Raw genomic sequence first — 15,201 nt, forward strand, 5'->3', positions numbered from 1 at the left:
TCGAGCGGACGTCAGACCGAGCGCGGTGGCTCCGTCTCGTGGATGGCCAACTCCTCGGCGGTCGCCCCGCCGCCGGCCGATCCGGCGTCGTACGCCACCGAGTCGGTCTCCTGGTCGGTGTGCGACCCCTCGTCCGGTTCCACCAGCCGGCCCACAGTGGCGTCGGCCACCGTGCCGAGCTGACCGTGGTCGTACAGCGAGACCGGCGAGTTCGGGTCCGAGGTGGGCCCGGGATCCATCACGTCGGCGTCCAGCTGGGCCTCCGCCGCGGCTTCCAGATTGTCCGCCTCGAAGGCGATCTTCGGGTCGATCGTGCCGGCCAGCGGATCGTCCGCCGGGCGTTCGTAGACCTCACGGTCGAGCTTGTAGTCCAACGACTCACCGTCGAGCTGCTCCTCAGCTGTCGTTCCGAACCGGTCCACCGCCACCGGCGTCCGGTCGCCGGGCAGCTGGGCCGGGTCGGGGCCGTCCGCCTCGCGCCCGGTGAAGACGTCGTCGTTGGCGGTCGAGTCGTCATCGGCGGTGTCGGGCAGCCCTTGCGCCTCGGTGTCGGACACGGGGGTCGGGTACTCGTTGTCGCGCATGTCTGATCACTACCCGCTGCCCTCCCGCCGTAACCGGGTGACCCTTCGGCGAAACGGCACCGAACCGGGCGTCGACGGCGAAAGCCCGGGGCCGGCAGCGCGTACCGGCCGGCGAGGTACGCCGCGATCAGCTTGGTCAGAGGGCCTCGTCGTCCGGGTGCAGCACACACCAGACGACCTTGCCGTCCCCTACGGCGCTGCTGCCCCAGCGACGGGTCACCGTGTCGATCAGCAGCAGGCCCCGGCCGCCGGCCCGGGACGGCGGGGAGATCCCGGCGAACGTCGGCCGGCGCGGGGAGTGGTCACGAACCGCCAGGTGCAGGGTGGTCTCCTGGGGTGCCAGCCGAACCGTCATCGGGGTCTGGGCATGGGCCACCACGTTGTTGACCATCTCGGTGATGGCGATGCACGCCGGATCGGCGAGCGTCGGCATGCCCCAGCGCTCGCAACCGGTGTTGACCAGATCGCGGGCCTGCCGGGCGGCTCCCACCGTCGGGGCGAGTTCGGCGGTGAGCACCGCCGCCAGTGGTGTCGTCGCGATGGCGGCCAGCGCGCCGTCGAGCGTCGGCCAGGCCGGCACGCCGTCGAGCGCCGAGTCCGAGTGGGCGGGCCCGGCGGCTGCGGAGTCCGGTTGGGCGGGCCCGGCGGCCGTCGGGTCACACAGCAGCAGATCCGCGGCGGGCCAGTCGGCGACCTCCCGGCGAATGTCGGCGAAGATGCCCCGACCGGCCGGCTCGACGAACCGCAGACCGGTCACGTCCGCCACCACCGGGCCGGGGCGGTCCGCGAGGCGGGTGAGCAGGGCGCCGCGTACCGCCTCGGCTCCGGCGGCGTCGAGCACACCGGTCAACCGGACCACCGCCGACGACTCGTCGACTTCCACGAGACAGCTCGCCATGATCGCCCCATTGTGCGCGCCGGTGACGGTCGGCGCATTCTGACGCTCGACGTCCGCCATCAGCGGTCCGACCGGGAGCGGCGGTTGATGGCCGCCAGGGTGCCGACGGCGGTGCCGGCGGCGGCCAGACCGAACGCGGCGGTCATCCGCACCAATTGCCGGCGTCGACCGTGCCAGCCGCCGTCCTGGCGCGCCTGAGCGTCGGCGTGGAACACGTTGCCGCTGCTGTCCACGCGGGCGCCCGGCCCGAACTGGGTTCGGTGCGCGTACCAGCCGAGGGTGCGCTCCACCAGCGCGGGCGCCAGCCGCCACTGCAGGCCGATCAACCGGGCCGCGCCACCGGCGTACGCCTCGCGGCGCGGCCGGCGCAGCAGCCGGACGATGGTCTCGGCGACCACCTCCGGCGGGTAGATCGGAGGCGGCGGCACCAGCTCCCGGCCGCTGTGATTGCCGGTGTGCCGGAAGAACGGGGTGTCGATGGTGGCCGGCAGCACGGTGCAGACGGAGATGTGCCCCCGGCCGGTGACCCGCAGCTCCTGACGGACGGTGTCGGCCAACCCCCGGATGCCGTGCTTGGTGGCGTTGTACGCAGACTGGTACGGCATGGCCACCTCGGCCAGCACCGAGGCGTTGTTGACCAGCACACCGCCACCGGCGGCGCCGAGGTAGGGCAGGGCCGCCTTGATGCCGTGCACCGCCCCGAGCAGGTTGACCTCCAGCACCCGGCGGAACTCGGCGACCGGGATCTCGTCGAACAGACCCACCGCGCTGACCGCGGCGTTGTTCACCCAGGCGTCGATCCGACCGAACTCGGCCACCGCCTGTTCGGCCAGCCGCCGCACCGACTCCAACTCGGTCACGTCGGTCGGTACGACGAGCGCCTGACCGCCCAGCTCCCGGCAGCGCTGCGCGACCTGTCGCAGGGCCGGCTCACTGCGGGCGGCCAGCACGACGGCGGCACCCCGGCGGGCCAGTGCGTAGGCGGTCGCCGTGCCGATCCCGCTGGACGCGCCGGTGATCACCACGGTCGAATCGTCGAGACTGCGGGTCAGCGGCATTCCTGAGCGGTACCCCCGGCCGGACCTGGTCACACCAGCGACAGGTTGTCGATCACCATCGAATCGTGCGGTCGGGTGTCACCTGTGCTTGCTGTGGCGCAAGTGTCGGTGGCAGTCGGGCGGACTCTTCCTGATCTGCCAGGTTTCGACTCAGCGTCGCGGGGTTAATGGGACGCTCTGACCGGGAGGACCACCGCCGAGGAAAGATCGCAGGGAGGTGACCCATGCGCGTCGGCCTCGTCTGCGCGCACGCCAGCTCATACCGCCACGCCGACGGCCCACCGGTCGGCACTCGACAGCACATCGCCAGGGTCGCCGCGGAACTGACCGAGCGGGGCCATGACGTCCGGCTCTACGTCCGCCGGGACGACCCGGCGCTGCCGGCGACGATGAACGTCGACGGCTACCAGGTGCACCACGTGCCGGCCGGCCCGCCCACCGCACTACCCACCGCCGAGCTGATCCCGTACGTGACGGAGGTCGGCCGTTGGCTGGCCGACGAGTGGTCCGGTGCCTGGCGGCCCGAGGTGGTGCACGGGCACTACTGGGTCGGCGGCCTGGCCGCCGCACACGCCGTTCGGGAGACCGACATCCCGGTGGTGCAGACGTTCCACTCGCTCGGCGTCGAGCAGCTGCGTCACCTGGGCGGTCACTACGACGGGCCGGGGCAGCGGATCACGCTGGAACGCGCGCTGACCCGGGCCGTCGACATCGCCGTGGCCCAGTCCAACGACGAGGTCGACGAGCTGACCCGGATGGGTCTGCAACGCAGCTCGGTCGCGTTGGTGCCGGCCGGCGTCGACATCGACCTGTTCCATCCCGACGGCGAGGCCGCGCCGCGCGAACAGCGGCCCCGCATCCTCTCGGTGGGCTCGCTCGCCGCCGGGCACGGCCAGGAGGACCTGATCCGGGCGATGCGGCTGGTCGGCGACGCCGAGTTGGTGATCGCCGGTGGGCCGCCGGCCGACCAGTTGGCCAACCACGCGGAGGCGCGCCGGCTGCGCGAGCTGGCCGAACAGATCGGCGTCGTCGACCAGGTGCGGCTCGTCGGGGCGGTGCCGCACGACCAGATGGCCACCTGGTACCGGTCGGCGGACGTGGTCGCCTGCACGCCGCACTACTCCTCGGCCGGGCGGGTCTCGCTGGAGGCGATGGCCTGCGGGGTGCCGGTGATCGGCTACGCGATGGGCGGCCTGGCGGACGCCGTCGTCGACGAGGTCACCGGCCGCCTGGTGCCTCCCGGTGACGTACGCGCGCTCGGCGTGTCGCTGCGTCGGCTGCTCGCCGACAACGCCGGCCGGTTCGCGTACGGACACGCCGCGGTGGACCGGGTGCGCAGCAGCTACACCTGGGAGCGGACCGCCGGTGCGTTGGAGCGTCTCTACGAGCGGGTGGTGAGCCGGCGCAAGCCGGTCGAGGCCTGAGCGGGGCGGTGCCGCGACACCCGCGGGCGCGGTGTCGGCCCGCCCGGCCGGGCCAGCGGCGGCCGGTCAGCCGGTCCGGCCGGCACCCACCATGGCGGGGTCCCGCCGGGGAGCCACCGAACGGTGCTGCTGCGGTTCGGCGTACCGGGTCAGGCCGATCACCGCGGCCAGGGTGACCAGGAAGCCGGCCGCGGCCAGCCACTCCCGCCCCGGCCAGATCTTGTCGTTGAGCAGCAGCAGGCCGACGATCGCGGCCGGCACCGCCCCGGCGGCGTCCATCGCGGCGACAGCGGCGGTCGTCGAGCCACGCTGCATGGCCAGACCGAGCAGCAGCTGACCGACGATCGAGTGGACGATCAGCAGGTAGAACAACGGGTTGACGAGGAACGCCTCGGCGGACGGCGCGGACGCCAGAGGCCGGGCGGCGACAGCTGCCGAGCTGAACGCCAGCCCGGCCAGGGAGCCGAGGGCCACCGAACCCGGTGCCCCGTGCAGCCGTACGGCGAAGACACCGAGCACCGCGATCACCCCGAGCGCCACCAGCAGGGCTATCGAACCGGCGGTGCCGAGCTGCTTCGACGGTGCCGGCCGGGCGGACAGCACCAGCGCGGTGATCCCCGCGAAGAGCAACGCCAGCAGCACCACCTCCGCCGCCGGCAGCCGCCACTTCAACACCAGCACCCCGAGGATGGCGGTCACCCCGAGCCCGGCGGCCACGCTGGCCTGCACGAGGAACAGCGGCAGGTCCCGTCGGGCCAGGAAGGCGAGCACGAAGCCGCCGATCTGGCAGCCCAGGCCGACCAGGTACGTCCGATGCCCGGCGAGGCGCAGCAGCAGACCCGGATCGAAGGTGTGGTGGACAGTGGTGCGGGCCGCCGCCACCGACTGGAGCAGGTTGGCGAAGCCGTACGCGACGATCATCGCCGCGAGGAAGCACCAGCCGGAGGAGACCACCTGGCGAGGATAGAGGTTGCCGGGGGTCAGCGCGCGGCTGGTCGATCGAGGCGGGTGAGGATGTCGGCGTGCAGCACACCGTTGGTGGCCACCACGCTGCTGTCGGTGCCCGGGGCGCCCGCCGGGGCCGGTCGACCGGACAGATCAGTGACCGTGCCACCCGCCTCCGTGATGATCGGCACCAGCGCCGCCACGTCCCACAGCGACAGCTCCGGCTCGGCCATCACATCCAGTGCCCCCTCGGCCAACAGCATGTAGCCGTAGAAGTCGCCGTACGCCCGGCTGCGCCAGCTGTCCCGCATCAGGTCGAGCACCGCGTCGAGCCGGCCGGCCTGCTCCCACCCGTCCAACGATGAGTAGCAGAAGCTGGCGTCCGCGACCCCACGCACCGCTGACACACCGATCCGCTCGCCAGCCGTGGGGCCCGGCCCGGCGTACGCGCCCGCGCCCGCGCTGGCCCACCAGCGTCGTCCGAGCGCCGGTGCGGACACCACACCGACCGCCGGCCGGTCGCCGTCGTAGAGCGCGATCAGGGTGGCCCAGATCGGCACGCCCCGGACGAAGTTCTTGGTGCCGTCGATCGGGTCGATGATCCACCGGCGGCCGTTCGCGTCGGCGGACGGCTGTGCGCCGTACTCCTCACCGAGCAGCCCGTCGGCCGGCCGGTGCTCGGTCAGCAGGGCGCGGATCTCCCGCTCCACAGCGGTGTCCGCGTCGGAGACCGGCGTCAGGTCGGGCTTCGCCTCGACGCGCAGGTCGAGCGCGCGGAACCGGGCCGTGGCGATGGCGTCGGCCCGATCGGCGAGCAGGTGGGCGAGGGCGAGGTCGTCGGCGTACCCGGTCATCCCGGCAACCTAGCCCACGCCCGTCGGGTCACTCGTCGGGCCCGCGCCGGTCACCCTCGCCCGGCCCGCGCTGGTCACTGTCGCCGCGCGAGTCACCCTCGCCGGCGCGGGAGGCGAGCAACCGGCGGTACGAGGCCAGCCGGCGCGGGTCCGCCTTACCGGCGGCCACCCAGGCGTCCAGCCCACACTCGGCCTCGTCGGCCGTGTGCGGGCAGTTCGGTGGGCAGTCGACGGTGCCCTCGACCAGGTCCGGAAAGCCGTGCAGCAGGCTGTCGGCCGAAACGTGCGCCAACCCGAAGCTGCGGATCCCGGGGGTGTCGATGATCCAACCCGGGTCCGTGTCGACCCCGGGCACCGGTGGCAGCCGCAGCGCCACCGCGCTGGTCGAGGTGTGCCGGCCCCGGCCGAACGCGCTGACCACGCCGACCGCGCGCAGCGCGTCCGGCACGAGCCGGTTGACGAGCGTCGACTTGCCCACCCCGGAGTGTCCGACCAGCACCGACACCTTGCCGCTCAACAGCGCGCGGAGCGCGTCGAGGTCGGAGTCGGGGCGGTTGAGCACGTACGGCAACTCCAACTCGGTGTAGTAGCCCAGCACCTCCTCCGGCCCGGCCAGGTCGGCCTTGGTGAGGCAGAGCAGCGGCTCCACGTCCGCGTCGTACGCGGCCACCAGGCAACGGTCGATGAACCCGGTACGCGGCGGCGGGTCGGCCAACGCGCTCACGATCACCAACTGGTCGGCGTTGGCCACCACCACGCGTTCCAGCCGACCCTCGGCGGTGGTCTCGTCGTCGTCGGCGGTGCGCCGCAGCACCGAGCGGCGCTCGGCGATCCGGACGATGCGGGCGAGTGCGCCCTCCGCGCCGGACGTGTCGCCGACCAGGCTGACCCGGTCACCCACCACCACCGACTTGCGGCCCAGCTCGCGGGCCCGCATGGCGGTGACAGTGGGCAGCTCGGCGCCGACCACGCCGCGCTCGGCCCCGGACAGCACGCAGGTGTAGCGCCCCCGGTCGACGGCGATGACGAACCCGTCGACCGCGTCGGCGTGCTGCGGGCGGGTGCGCGTACGCGGGCGTGACGACTTACGGGGCCGGACCCGTACGTCGTCCTCGTCGTACTCCCGCCGTTTGGTCGCCAGGACCTTCCTCCGTCGCGTCAGCTCTTGCCGGTCACCATCGCTGACCATAGTGCCGGGAACTCGGGCATCGTCTTGGAGGTACACCCCACGTCGTCCACCTCGATGCCCGGAACGGCGAGCCCGGCCACCGCGGCGGCGTGCGCCATCCGGTGGTCGTGGTAGGTGCGGAAGAGCCCGCCGCGCAGCGGACGGGGCCGGATCTCCAACCCGTCGGGGGTCTCGGTGATGTCCGCGCCGAGCCCGCCGAACTCCCGCGTGAGCGCGGCGAGCCGGTCGGTCTCGTGGCCCCGGATGTGCCCGACGCCGGTGAAGACCGACGGTGAGTCGGCCAGCAGGGCCAGCGCGGTCAGCACGAGGGTCAGCTCGCCGACGTCGGACAGGTCGGCGGTCAGACCGTGCACCACGCCGGTGCCGCGCACGGTCAGCCCGTCGGTGGAGAGGCTGACCTCGCCGCCCATCCGTTGCAGCAGCGAGCGGAGCTGCTCGACCGGCTGGGCGCTGCTGTGCGGCCAGCCCTGCAGGGTCACCTCACCGCCGGTGACCAGGGCGGCGGCGAAGAACGGCACGGCGCCGGAGAGATCCGGCTCGACGTCCCAGCCGCGCCCGGTGAGCGGGCCGGGCTCGACGGTCCAGACATCGGGGGTGCTGTCGTCGACCGCCGCGCCGGCGGCCCGCAGCATCTGCACCGTCATCCGCAGGTGCGGCGCGGACGGCACCGGCGGGCCGACGTGGCGCACCACGACGCCCCGGTCGAAGCGCGGGGCGGCCAGCAACAGCCCGGAGACGAGCTGGCTGGAGGCGGACGCGTCGATCACCACCTCGCCCCCGGTGACCCGGCCGGTGCCGAGCACGGTCAGCGGCAGGCTGCCGGTGCCGGTGACGTCGATCCGGACGCCCAGCGAGCGCAGCGCGTCGACCAGCGGGCCCAGCGGCCGGGTGCGGACGTACGGGTCGCCGTCGAAGCTGACCTGCCCGTCGGCCAGGCCCGCCACCGGTGGCACGAACCGCATCACGGTGCCGGCCAGCCCGACGTCGACGTGGGCGGGGCCGACCAGGGGGTGCGGTCGGACCAGCCAGCGCTCGTCGTCGCTGATCGACACGTGCGCGCCCATCGCCCGCAGGCCGGCGGCCATCAACTCGGTGTCCCGGGCGCGCAGCGGCCGGGCCAGCGTCGACGGGCCGGCAGCCAGCGCGCTGAGCACCAGGGCGCGGGCCGTCATCGATTTGGAACCGGGCAGGCGCAACGTCGCTGCCACCGGGTCGGATGCGGTCGGTGCGGTCCACGGCTGCGGCGGCCGGGTCGCTGTCAGGTTCCCCACGGTTACATTCTGCCGTGTCGTCGGGGGTCCGGCGGCACCCGGCGCTCGTACTCCCGGTTGGCGGGACAGCCGACAGCGCCCCCGACGCGTTAGCGTGTGCCCCATGTGCGGCAGGTACGCGACGACCCGGAGCTCCGGCGAGCTGAGCGCGCTGTTCGAGTCGTCCGACGACTCCGACGGCCTGGTCCGCGCCGATCACAACGTCGCGCCCACCGACCCGGTGCCGCTGGTCCGGCTCAGCCCGGAGGGGCACCGCAGCCTCTGTGTCGGCCGCTGGGGTCTGTTGCCGCACTGGTCCCGGTCCGCCTCGGCGGCGGCCCGCATGATCAACGCGCGGGCGGAGACGGTGGCCACCAGCCGGGCGTACGCGGGCTCCTTCGCCCGTCGCCGCTGTCTGGTCCCCGCCGACGGCTGGTACGAGTGGGTCCGGCTGCCCGACGGTGGCCGCCAGGCGTACTTCATGACCCCCCGGGACGGTTCGGTGCTCGCCCTGGCCGGCATCTGGTCGGTCTGGGAGTCCGACGCCGAGACCCGGCTCACCTTCAGCGTGCTGACGACCGCGGCGCTCGGCGACCTGACCGAGGTGCACGACCGGATGCCGGTGCTGCTGCCAGCGGAGCGTTGGTCGTCGTGGTTGGCCCCGACGGACGAGCCGGAGCGGCTGCTCAGCCCGGCGTCAGCGGAGCAGTTGGCGGGGTTGGAGATCCGCCCGGTGGGCGCGGCGGTGGGAGACGTCCGCAACGACGGGCCGCACCTGACCGCCCGGGTGCCGGTGGCGCCAACGGTGACGCCGCAGGAGTTGACCCTTTTCTGACGCTGTCGCGCATCGTTGGCCGCCGATTTGCCAGGGTTCCGCGTGATTCGTCTCCCGACTGTTCAGTCAGGTTCCCGGCAGACACTTGTCCCGATGTTGCGAAGTGCGATAGAACACAGCGCCGGTAGTGGACATCGATTCGCACGGGGCGGACGACGTCCACCGATTTTGCCGGTCCCACGGGGGAGGTGGGCGGATGACACGGGCACGTATGCCGCGTCCGCACGAGGTGGCGGCGGCGCGGCGAGATCCGCGACTGCTGCGGGCAGTGCGGGAACGGCGACAGGACGACGCGTGGCGTACCAGGGGTACCTGCCAGAGCGTCGATCCGGAGACCTTCTTTCCGGCACCGAACGAACCGGCGGACGCCGCCGTCGCGTTGTGCCGCAGTTGTGACGTACAGGGGTCCTGCCTGGCCTGGGCCCTCGACGTCGGCGACTGCCACGGCGTCTGGGGCGGCACCACGCCGCGGGAACGACGGGCGATGCTCGTCGCCTGGCGCGGTGAGGTCGACCCCGACCCGGACGCCATCGACGACGCCGGCCCGCCGGTGCGCGATCGCCTGCTCGCCCTGGTCCCGCTGAGCTGATCGGCGGCCGGGTTCACACCCGTCGGCGGTGCGGCGGCGCAGAATGGGGCGGTGCCACCCAGCGACGACATCGACACCCCGCGCGGTCCGGCGCGGATCGACACCGACCTGCCGGCCCGACCGGCCACCGCCCTGCTCGTCCTCGGGCACGGTGCGGGCGGCAGCGTCGACGCGCCTGACCTGCTCGCGGTCCGGGACGCGTCGGTCGCTGCCGGGCTGGCGGTGGTCCGGGTGACCCAGCCGTACCGGGTCGCCGGTCGACGGGCGCCGGCACCGGCCGGTCACCTCGACGAAGCCTGGGCGGCGGTGCTCGGCGTGCTGCGTGACCGGCACGCCGACGTGCCGACGGTGCTGGTCGGTGGGCGTTCCAGTGGCGCGCGGGTGGCCTGCCGGACGGCCCGCGCGGTGGGCGCGGTGGGCGTGGTCGCCCTGGCCTTTCCGCTGCACCCGCCCGGCCGGCCGGAACGCTCACGGGCCGCCGAGCTGGACACCGGCCTGCCGACGCTTGTCGTCAACGGTGACCGGGACCCGTTCGGGACGCCGGAGCCGGGGCCGGCGGTGCAGGTGGTGAGCCGTCCCGGTGAGACGCACGATCTGCGCCGGGATCCGGCCGGTACCGCCGCCGCCGTGCGCGACTGGCTGTCCGCCCAGGGCTGGGCGGCCGGCTGACCGGTCGCGTCGGCTCGCCGGGGCGACCGTTTCCGGTGCCGGGCACGGGTCGTTGCATCCGATGGTGCCGCCGGCCCGATCCGGGCTGGTGACACCAGTCCTCCCAGGCCCTTCCTGGTCCCAGCGCCGGCCGCCGTCGGGGCCGGGACCAGGAACGGGGAGAGCCGGCCGGAATGCCCCAGTGGTCATCTCGCGTTACTACCCCCGGACGACTTTTCTGCGAGGGGGGTGACCGGTGCCAACCGAGACACGAAGCCTGGAACAGGATGAACGGGACGCCCGGCAGTTGAAGCGGCTGCTGGACGGCCCGCAGTGGCCCGCCACGGCGGGACCGGGCGGGGTGGGTGCGGTGAGCACGGGCACACCAGCCGGAAGTGAATCTGTGGGTAGGTCTGTGCGCGTATCCTCGGCGGGAAAGCATCCGACGCGAGGGGATGTGCGGTTGACCACCGAGAAGACGGACGAGCGCAGGGCCCGATTCGAGCGGGACGCGATGCCATTCGTCGATCAGCTCTACGCTGCTGGGCTGCGAATGACGCGCAACCCGGCGGATGCCGAGGACCTGGTCCAGGAGACCTACCTGAAGGCGTACGCGGCCTTCCACCAGTTCGAGCAGGGCACGAACCTGAAGGCCTGGCTGTACCGGATCCTGACCAACACCTACATCAACTCCTACCGCAAGCGGCAGCGCCAGCCGATCCAGGCGCCCACGGAGGAGATCACCGACTGGCAGCTCGCCGAGGCCGAGTCGCACACCTCCAGCGGGTTGCGCTCCGCCGAGACGGAGGCACTGGACCGGCTGCCGGACAGTGACGTCAAGGAGGCCCTCCAGCAGTTGCCGGAGGAGTTCCGCCTGGCCGTCTACCTCACCGATGTCGAGGGCTTTTCCTACAAGGAGGTCGCGGACATCATGGGTACGCCGATCGGCACCGTGATGTCGCGTCTGCACCGTGGCCGTCGTAATCTGCGCAAGCTGCTCGAGCGCTACGCGGGGGAGCGGGGCTTCAGTGCGGCCCGCTCGGCGAAGGGTTCGACCGCCGCCGCTGCCGGCCGGGAGGTGTGACGTGAGCTGTGGGGAGCCGCACGAGACGGACTGCCGCGAAGTCCTCGCGGAGGTGTATCTCTACCTGGATCTGGAGTGCGCCGACGAGCGCCGCTCGCTGATCCGGCACCACCTGGACGAGTGCGGGCCCTGCCTGCGCGAGTACGGGCTGGAGCAGGAGGTGCGGGCGCTGGTGGCGCGTTGCTGTGGCAACGAGACCGCGCCGGACGAGCTGCGTGAGCGGCTGCGGGTCAAGCTCACCGAGCTGGTGGTCTTCGAGACCAGCGATTCCCGTGAGCTGGCCGACTGAGCGTCGGCATGAGCTGGCAAGACCGGTGGCCCGGGTCGATGTCGACCCGGGCCACCGGTGTATCCGGCCTCGGCCGGCTGAGCGACGACGGGCAGTGGGCCCGTCGACCCGTTCAGGAGTTGGGACGCTTGCCGTGGTTCGCGGCGCTCTTCTTACGAGCCTTCTTCTTCCGGGACTTCTTCGCCATGCTGACCTCCTCGTGATGGGTCGGATCCGTCCTGCGCACGACCTCGGCGCGGATGCGGCCACCGGCGGTCCGGCGTCGGGTCCGACCCGCTGATGGTAGTGCGGTCGGCACCCGCCGCCTCCCCCAGGGCGGGACTGCCGTCGCGGCTGTGCCGCTGCGCGCCCACCACCGGTCGACGCATGATTGGATACATCGGCAGGCACGTCGCGAAGAGGGAGGGCCTGAACATGGCCGAGGAGATCCGCGCCGAGATGGTGGCCAACGTCTGGAAGGTCGTCGCCGCGGCGGGTGACACGGTGGCCGAGGGTGACACCCTGGTGATCCTCGAGTCGATGAAGATGGAGATCCCGGTCGTCGCCGAGTCCGACGGTGTGCTGCAGCAGCTCGCCGTGCACGAGGGCGACGTCGTGCAGGACGGTGACCTGATCGCGGTGATTGCGTGACCGGTTTACTGGTCCGTCCGGCCGAGCCCGCCGACTTTCCGGCGGTGGCCCGGCTGACCGTTGCCGCGTACGAGGCGGACGGTCAGCTCAAGGGCGAGCACGGGTACGGCGAGGTGCTGGCCGACGTGGCGACCCGGGCCGCCAGCGGCGAGGTGCTGGTCGCTGTCGACGAGCTGACCGGCGCGGTGCTCGGCTCGGTCACGTTCGTGCTGCCGGGCACCCCGTTCGCGGAGCTGTCCGGGCCGGGCGAGGCGGAGTTCCGGATGCTCGCCGTCGACCCGGGCGCGCAGGGTCGTGGCGTCGGTGCCGTGTTGGTCGAGGCGTGCGTCGACCGGGCTACCGGGTTGGGTTGCACGGCGGTGGTGATCTGCGTCCGGGCCGGGATGGCCGATCCGGCGCACCGGCTCTACTCGCGGCGCGGGTTCGTCCGCTCGCCGGAGAAGGACTGGTCACCGGCACCGGGCGTGGACCTGCTCGGCCTGCGCCTGGAGCTGGCGCGCCGCTGAGCCGCCGGGCCGTTCCCGCTGAACCGCCCACCGCCGGGCCGTGCTGAGCCGCCGGGCGGGCCCGGGTCAGGCGTCGGGCTCTGTACCGATGGCGGCCAGCAGCTCGTCGGCCACGTCCAGGGCGAGCTTGCGACGTTCGTCGTCGCTGATGTGCGGGGCGCGGACCGCGAACCAGCTGGTGTGCACCGCGAACAGCGACAGCACGGCGCGCAGTTGGGCGGCGGGGGAGTCGTCGCCCCGGCAGAGCGCCCCGGCCAGCTCCATCATCCGGCCGCGCATCTTCTGGCCGGAGGAGAGACTCTTGAGCGCGGTCTGGTTCTGCTCGAAGAAGCGCATCACCGACGGCTGACTGCCGTCGAACATCGTGTCGGCGTATCGGGAGATCAGCTCCCGCCGGGTGGCCAGGGTGGCGGGCTGGGTGGCGGCCCAGGCGGTCAGCGCGTCCATCCGCTCCAGGCGGTCCTCGACGAAGCTGGCGACGATGTCGTCCTTGCTCTTGAAGTGGTAGTAGAGCGCAGCTTTGGTGACGTTGAGGCGCTCGGCGATCTCCCGGAGCGAGGTCTTCTCGTACCCCTGCTCGGTGAAGAGTTCGAGCGCGACGGCCTTGATCCGTTCCCGCGTTCCGCCGCCTGTGCTCTCGCTCACGCACGCCCTCCAAATGGCTTGACCGTTGCTCGTACCCAACTTACCGTGCGGCTAGTAAGGTGACTAGCCGGGCGGCAAGTAAGTACGGCAATCCTCGGGGGGAGCTTATCCATGACTCAGGCAACCCAGGTCGGCACACGACCCAACAACATCAGGGTCGTGCTGTTCGGGCTGATGATCGCGATGATGCTCGCGATGCTCGACAACATGATCGTCAGCACCGCGCTACCGCGGATCGTCGGCGAGTTCGGCGGGCTCAACCACTTCACCTGGGTGGTCACCGCGTACGTCCTGGGCACCACCGTCTCCACCCCGATCTGGGGCAAGCTCGGTGACCTCTACGGCCGCAAGTCGGTCTTCCTGACCTCGGTCGTCATCTTCCTGGTCGGCTCCGCCCTCTGCGGCATGGCCGGCTCCGGCATGTTCGGCGGCCCGCAGGACGGCATGGTCCAGCTCATCGCCTTCCGGGCCGTGCAGGGCCTCGGCGCCGGTGGCCTCATGGTCGGCGTGATGGCGATCATCGGTGACCTGGTCCCGCCCCGCGAGCGCGGGCGCTACCAGGGCATGATCGCCGGCATCATGGCCATCGCCATGGTCGCCGGCCCGCTGGTCGGCGGCTTCATCACCGACCACCTCTCCTGGCGCTGGGCGTTCTACGTGAACCTGCCGCTGGGCGGTGTCGCGCTGCTCGTGCTGATCACCACCATGCACCTGCCGAAGTACCGCACCGAGCACCGGATCGACTGGCTCGGCGCCGGGCTGCTCTCGGTCGGCATCACCGCGATCGTGCTCATCACCACCTGGGGTGGCAACGAGTACGACTGGACCTCGACGCAGATCCTCGGCCTGGCCGTGCTGGCCGTCGTCGCGTTGGTGGTGTTCGGGCTGGTGGAACGCCGGGTCCAGGAACCGATCCTGCCGCTGGCGCTCTTCGCCAACCGCAACTTCGCGCTGATCTCGGTGATCGGCTTCCTGCTCGGCTTCGCGATGTTCGGCGCGATGAACTTCCTGCCGCTCTACCAGCAGACCGTGCAGGGGGCGTCGGCGACAAACAGTGGTCTGCTGTTGCTGCCGCTGATGTTCGGCATGCTCGTCGTCTCGCTGGTCATCGGCCGGGCGATCACCCGCAACGGCAGGTACCGCGCGTACCCGATCATCGGTGGCGTGGTGATGACCGCGGGCATGGCGCTGCTGTCCATGCTCGACACCGACACCAGCAAGTTGATGTCCTCGCTGTACATGATCGTGCTCGGTGTCGGCATGGGCTTCCTCATGCAGACGTCGATGCTGATCGCGCAGAACAGCGTGGAGCAGAAGGACCTCGGCGCGGCCAGCGGCGCGGCCACCTTCTTCCGGTCGATCGGCGGCTCGTTCGGCATCTCGCTGTTCGGCGCGATCTTCGCCAACCGGCTGGCCAGCTCGGAGGGCGGTCGGGCCTTCGGCGGCGGCGAGGCCGGCGCCGGGATGGACCTGGCGAAGCTCAGGGAGTTGCCCGCTCAGGCCCGCGAGGCGGTGCTCGGCGGTCTCTCCGACGCCATCTCGCACGTCTTCCTCTGGGCGGTCCTGTTCACCATCGTGATCCCGGTGCTCGCCTGGTTCATCAAGGAGATCCCGCTGCGGACCGCGAACGAGGCCCCGCCGCAGGCCACCCCGGAGGAGGACGCCGAGGTCGCCCTCGGCAAGGCCCCCGTCGCGTAACCCCCACCCTCGCCCCACACCCCCGCGATCTTGCACTTTGTGCGGTGACATAAGCCCTCTATACCGGCAAAACGC

At 72.1% G+C, this 15,201-nt stretch carries 18 protein-coding genes; 9 read left to right on the top strand and 9 right to left on the bottom strand.

Annotation, left to right across the window (positions count from 1 at the left end; genetic code table 11):
• Positions 1-11: 11 nt before the first annotated feature.
• The 3 genes from ACX27O_RS17715 to ACX27O_RS17725 all read right to left on the bottom strand — a co-directional run bounded on the left by ACX27O_RS17715 (position 12) and on the right by ACX27O_RS17725 (position 2,540).
• Positions 12-584: a DUF5709 domain-containing protein gene (locus ACX27O_RS17715; RefSeq protein WP_030336635.1), complete on the bottom strand. Its 573-nt coding sequence runs from the start codon at positions 582-584 to the stop codon at positions 12-14.
• Between the two features lie 136 nt (positions 585-720).
• Positions 721-1,542: an ATP-binding protein gene (locus ACX27O_RS17720; protein WP_210863754.1), complete on the bottom strand. Its 822-nt coding sequence runs from the start codon at positions 1,540-1,542 to the stop codon at positions 721-723.
• Positions 1,542-2,540 carry an SDR family oxidoreductase gene (locus ACX27O_RS17725; RefSeq protein ID WP_036412353.1) on the bottom strand — a complete coding sequence of 333 codons (999 nt, stop codon included), beginning with the start codon at positions 2,538-2,540 and terminating at the stop codon, positions 1,542-1,544. The genes ACX27O_RS17720 and ACX27O_RS17725 overlap by 1 nt, the downstream gene beginning before the upstream one ends.
• A 224-nt stretch (positions 2,541-2,764) precedes the next feature.
• On the opposite strand from ACX27O_RS17725, the gene ACX27O_RS17730 reads away from it, so the two are divergent.
• The gene (locus tag ACX27O_RS17730) at positions 2,765-3,964 is read left to right on the top strand and encodes a glycosyltransferase (RefSeq protein WP_030336641.1); all 1,200 of its coding nucleotides are present in this window, start codon (positions 2,765-2,767) and stop codon (positions 3,962-3,964) included.
• Positions 3,965-4,030: 66 nt separating this feature from the next.
• Here ACX27O_RS17730 and ACX27O_RS17735 read toward each other — a convergent pair whose 3' ends face one another.
• Genes ACX27O_RS17735 through aroA form a run of 4 tightly spaced genes read right to left on the bottom strand, consistent with a single transcriptional unit; the run spans position 4,031 to position 8,223 of the window.
• Positions 4,031-4,885, bottom strand: coding sequence for a hypothetical protein (locus ACX27O_RS17735; RefSeq protein WP_030336643.1), 855 nt, complete (start codon positions 4,883-4,885; stop codon positions 4,031-4,033).
• 59 nt (positions 4,886-4,944) lie between these two features.
• Positions 4,945-5,763 carry a histidinol-phosphatase gene (gene hisN / locus ACX27O_RS17740; protein ID WP_030336645.1) on the bottom strand — a complete coding sequence of 273 codons (819 nt, stop codon included), beginning with the start codon at positions 5,761-5,763 and terminating at the stop codon, positions 4,945-4,947.
• Positions 5,764-5,791: 28 nt separating this feature from the next.
• Positions 5,792-6,952 (bottom strand): ribosome small subunit-dependent GTPase A, encoded by a 1,161-nt coding sequence (rsgA, locus tag ACX27O_RS17745; RefSeq protein WP_458939744.1) that lies wholly within the window; start codon positions 6,950-6,952, stop codon positions 5,792-5,794.
• Complete coding sequence (gene aroA / locus ACX27O_RS17750) at positions 6,922-8,223, bottom strand: 3-phosphoshikimate 1-carboxyvinyltransferase (protein WP_030336649.1); 1,302 nt, start codon at positions 8,221-8,223, stop codon at positions 6,922-6,924. The genes rsgA and aroA overlap by 31 nt, the downstream gene beginning before the upstream one ends.
• Positions 8,224-8,326: 103 nt before the next feature.
• Between aroA and ACX27O_RS17755 the strand changes: the two genes are divergently transcribed.
• The 5 genes from ACX27O_RS17755 (at position 8,327) to rsrA (ending at position 11,647) form a co-directional block, all read left to right on the top strand.
• Entirely contained in the window at positions 8,327-9,037 is a 711-nt protein-coding gene (locus ACX27O_RS17755; RefSeq protein WP_030336651.1) for an SOS response-associated peptidase, read from the top strand.
• Between the two features lie 196 nt (positions 9,038-9,233).
• On the top strand, positions 9,234-9,626 hold the full coding sequence (locus tag ACX27O_RS17760; RefSeq protein ID WP_030336652.1) for a WhiB family transcriptional regulator: 393 nt from the start codon (positions 9,234-9,236) through the stop codon (positions 9,624-9,626).
• 51 nt (positions 9,627-9,677) lie between these two features.
• On the top strand, positions 9,678-10,295 hold the full coding sequence (locus tag ACX27O_RS17765) for an alpha/beta hydrolase family protein (protein ID WP_030336654.1): 618 nt from the start codon (positions 9,678-9,680) through the stop codon (positions 10,293-10,295).
• A gap of 235 nt (positions 10,296-10,530) precedes the next feature.
• The gene (locus ACX27O_RS17770; RefSeq protein WP_030336656.1) at positions 10,531-11,358 is read left to right on the top strand and encodes a sigma-70 family RNA polymerase sigma factor; all 828 of its coding nucleotides are present in this window, start codon (positions 10,531-10,533) and stop codon (positions 11,356-11,358) included.
• Between the two features lies 1 nt (position 11,359).
• Positions 11,360-11,647, top strand: a complete 288-nt coding sequence (gene rsrA / locus ACX27O_RS17775) for a mycothiol system anti-sigma-R factor (RefSeq protein WP_030336658.1) — start codon at positions 11,360-11,362, stop codon at positions 11,645-11,647.
• Between the two features lie 112 nt (positions 11,648-11,759).
• On the opposite strand, the gene ACX27O_RS17780 is transcribed toward rsrA, so the two are convergent.
• Positions 11,760-11,834, bottom strand: coding sequence for a 50S ribosomal protein bL37 (locus tag ACX27O_RS17780; protein ID WP_369814844.1), 75 nt, complete (start codon positions 11,832-11,834; stop codon positions 11,760-11,762).
• Positions 11,835-12,055: 221 nt separating this feature from the next.
• On the opposite strand from ACX27O_RS17780, the gene ACX27O_RS17785 reads away from it, so the two are divergent.
• On the top strand, positions 12,056-12,277 hold the full coding sequence (locus ACX27O_RS17785; RefSeq protein ID WP_210858367.1) for a biotin/lipoyl-binding carrier protein: 222 nt from the start codon (positions 12,056-12,058) through the stop codon (positions 12,275-12,277).
• A complete protein-coding gene (locus ACX27O_RS17790) occupies positions 12,274-12,783 on the top strand; it encodes a GNAT family N-acetyltransferase (protein WP_210858363.1) in 510 nt (169 codons plus the stop codon). The genes ACX27O_RS17785 and ACX27O_RS17790 overlap by 4 nt, the downstream gene beginning before the upstream one ends.
• Before the next feature lie 66 nt (positions 12,784-12,849).
• Here the strand turns inward: ACX27O_RS17790 and ACX27O_RS17795 are convergent, their stop codons facing one another.
• Positions 12,850-13,428 (bottom strand): TetR/AcrR family transcriptional regulator, encoded by a 579-nt coding sequence (locus tag ACX27O_RS17795; RefSeq protein ID WP_030336665.1) that lies wholly within the window; start codon positions 13,426-13,428, stop codon positions 12,850-12,852.
• Between the two features lie 111 nt (positions 13,429-13,539).
• Here ACX27O_RS17795 and ACX27O_RS17800 point away from each other — a divergent pair, with 111 nt between their 5' ends.
• Positions 13,540-15,126, top strand: coding sequence for an MDR family MFS transporter (locus ACX27O_RS17800; RefSeq protein ID WP_030336667.1), 1,587 nt, complete (start codon positions 13,540-13,542; stop codon positions 15,124-15,126).
• Positions 15,127-15,201: the final 75 nt, after the last annotated feature.

This window comes from Micromonospora sp. SD19, from assembly GCF_054462275.1.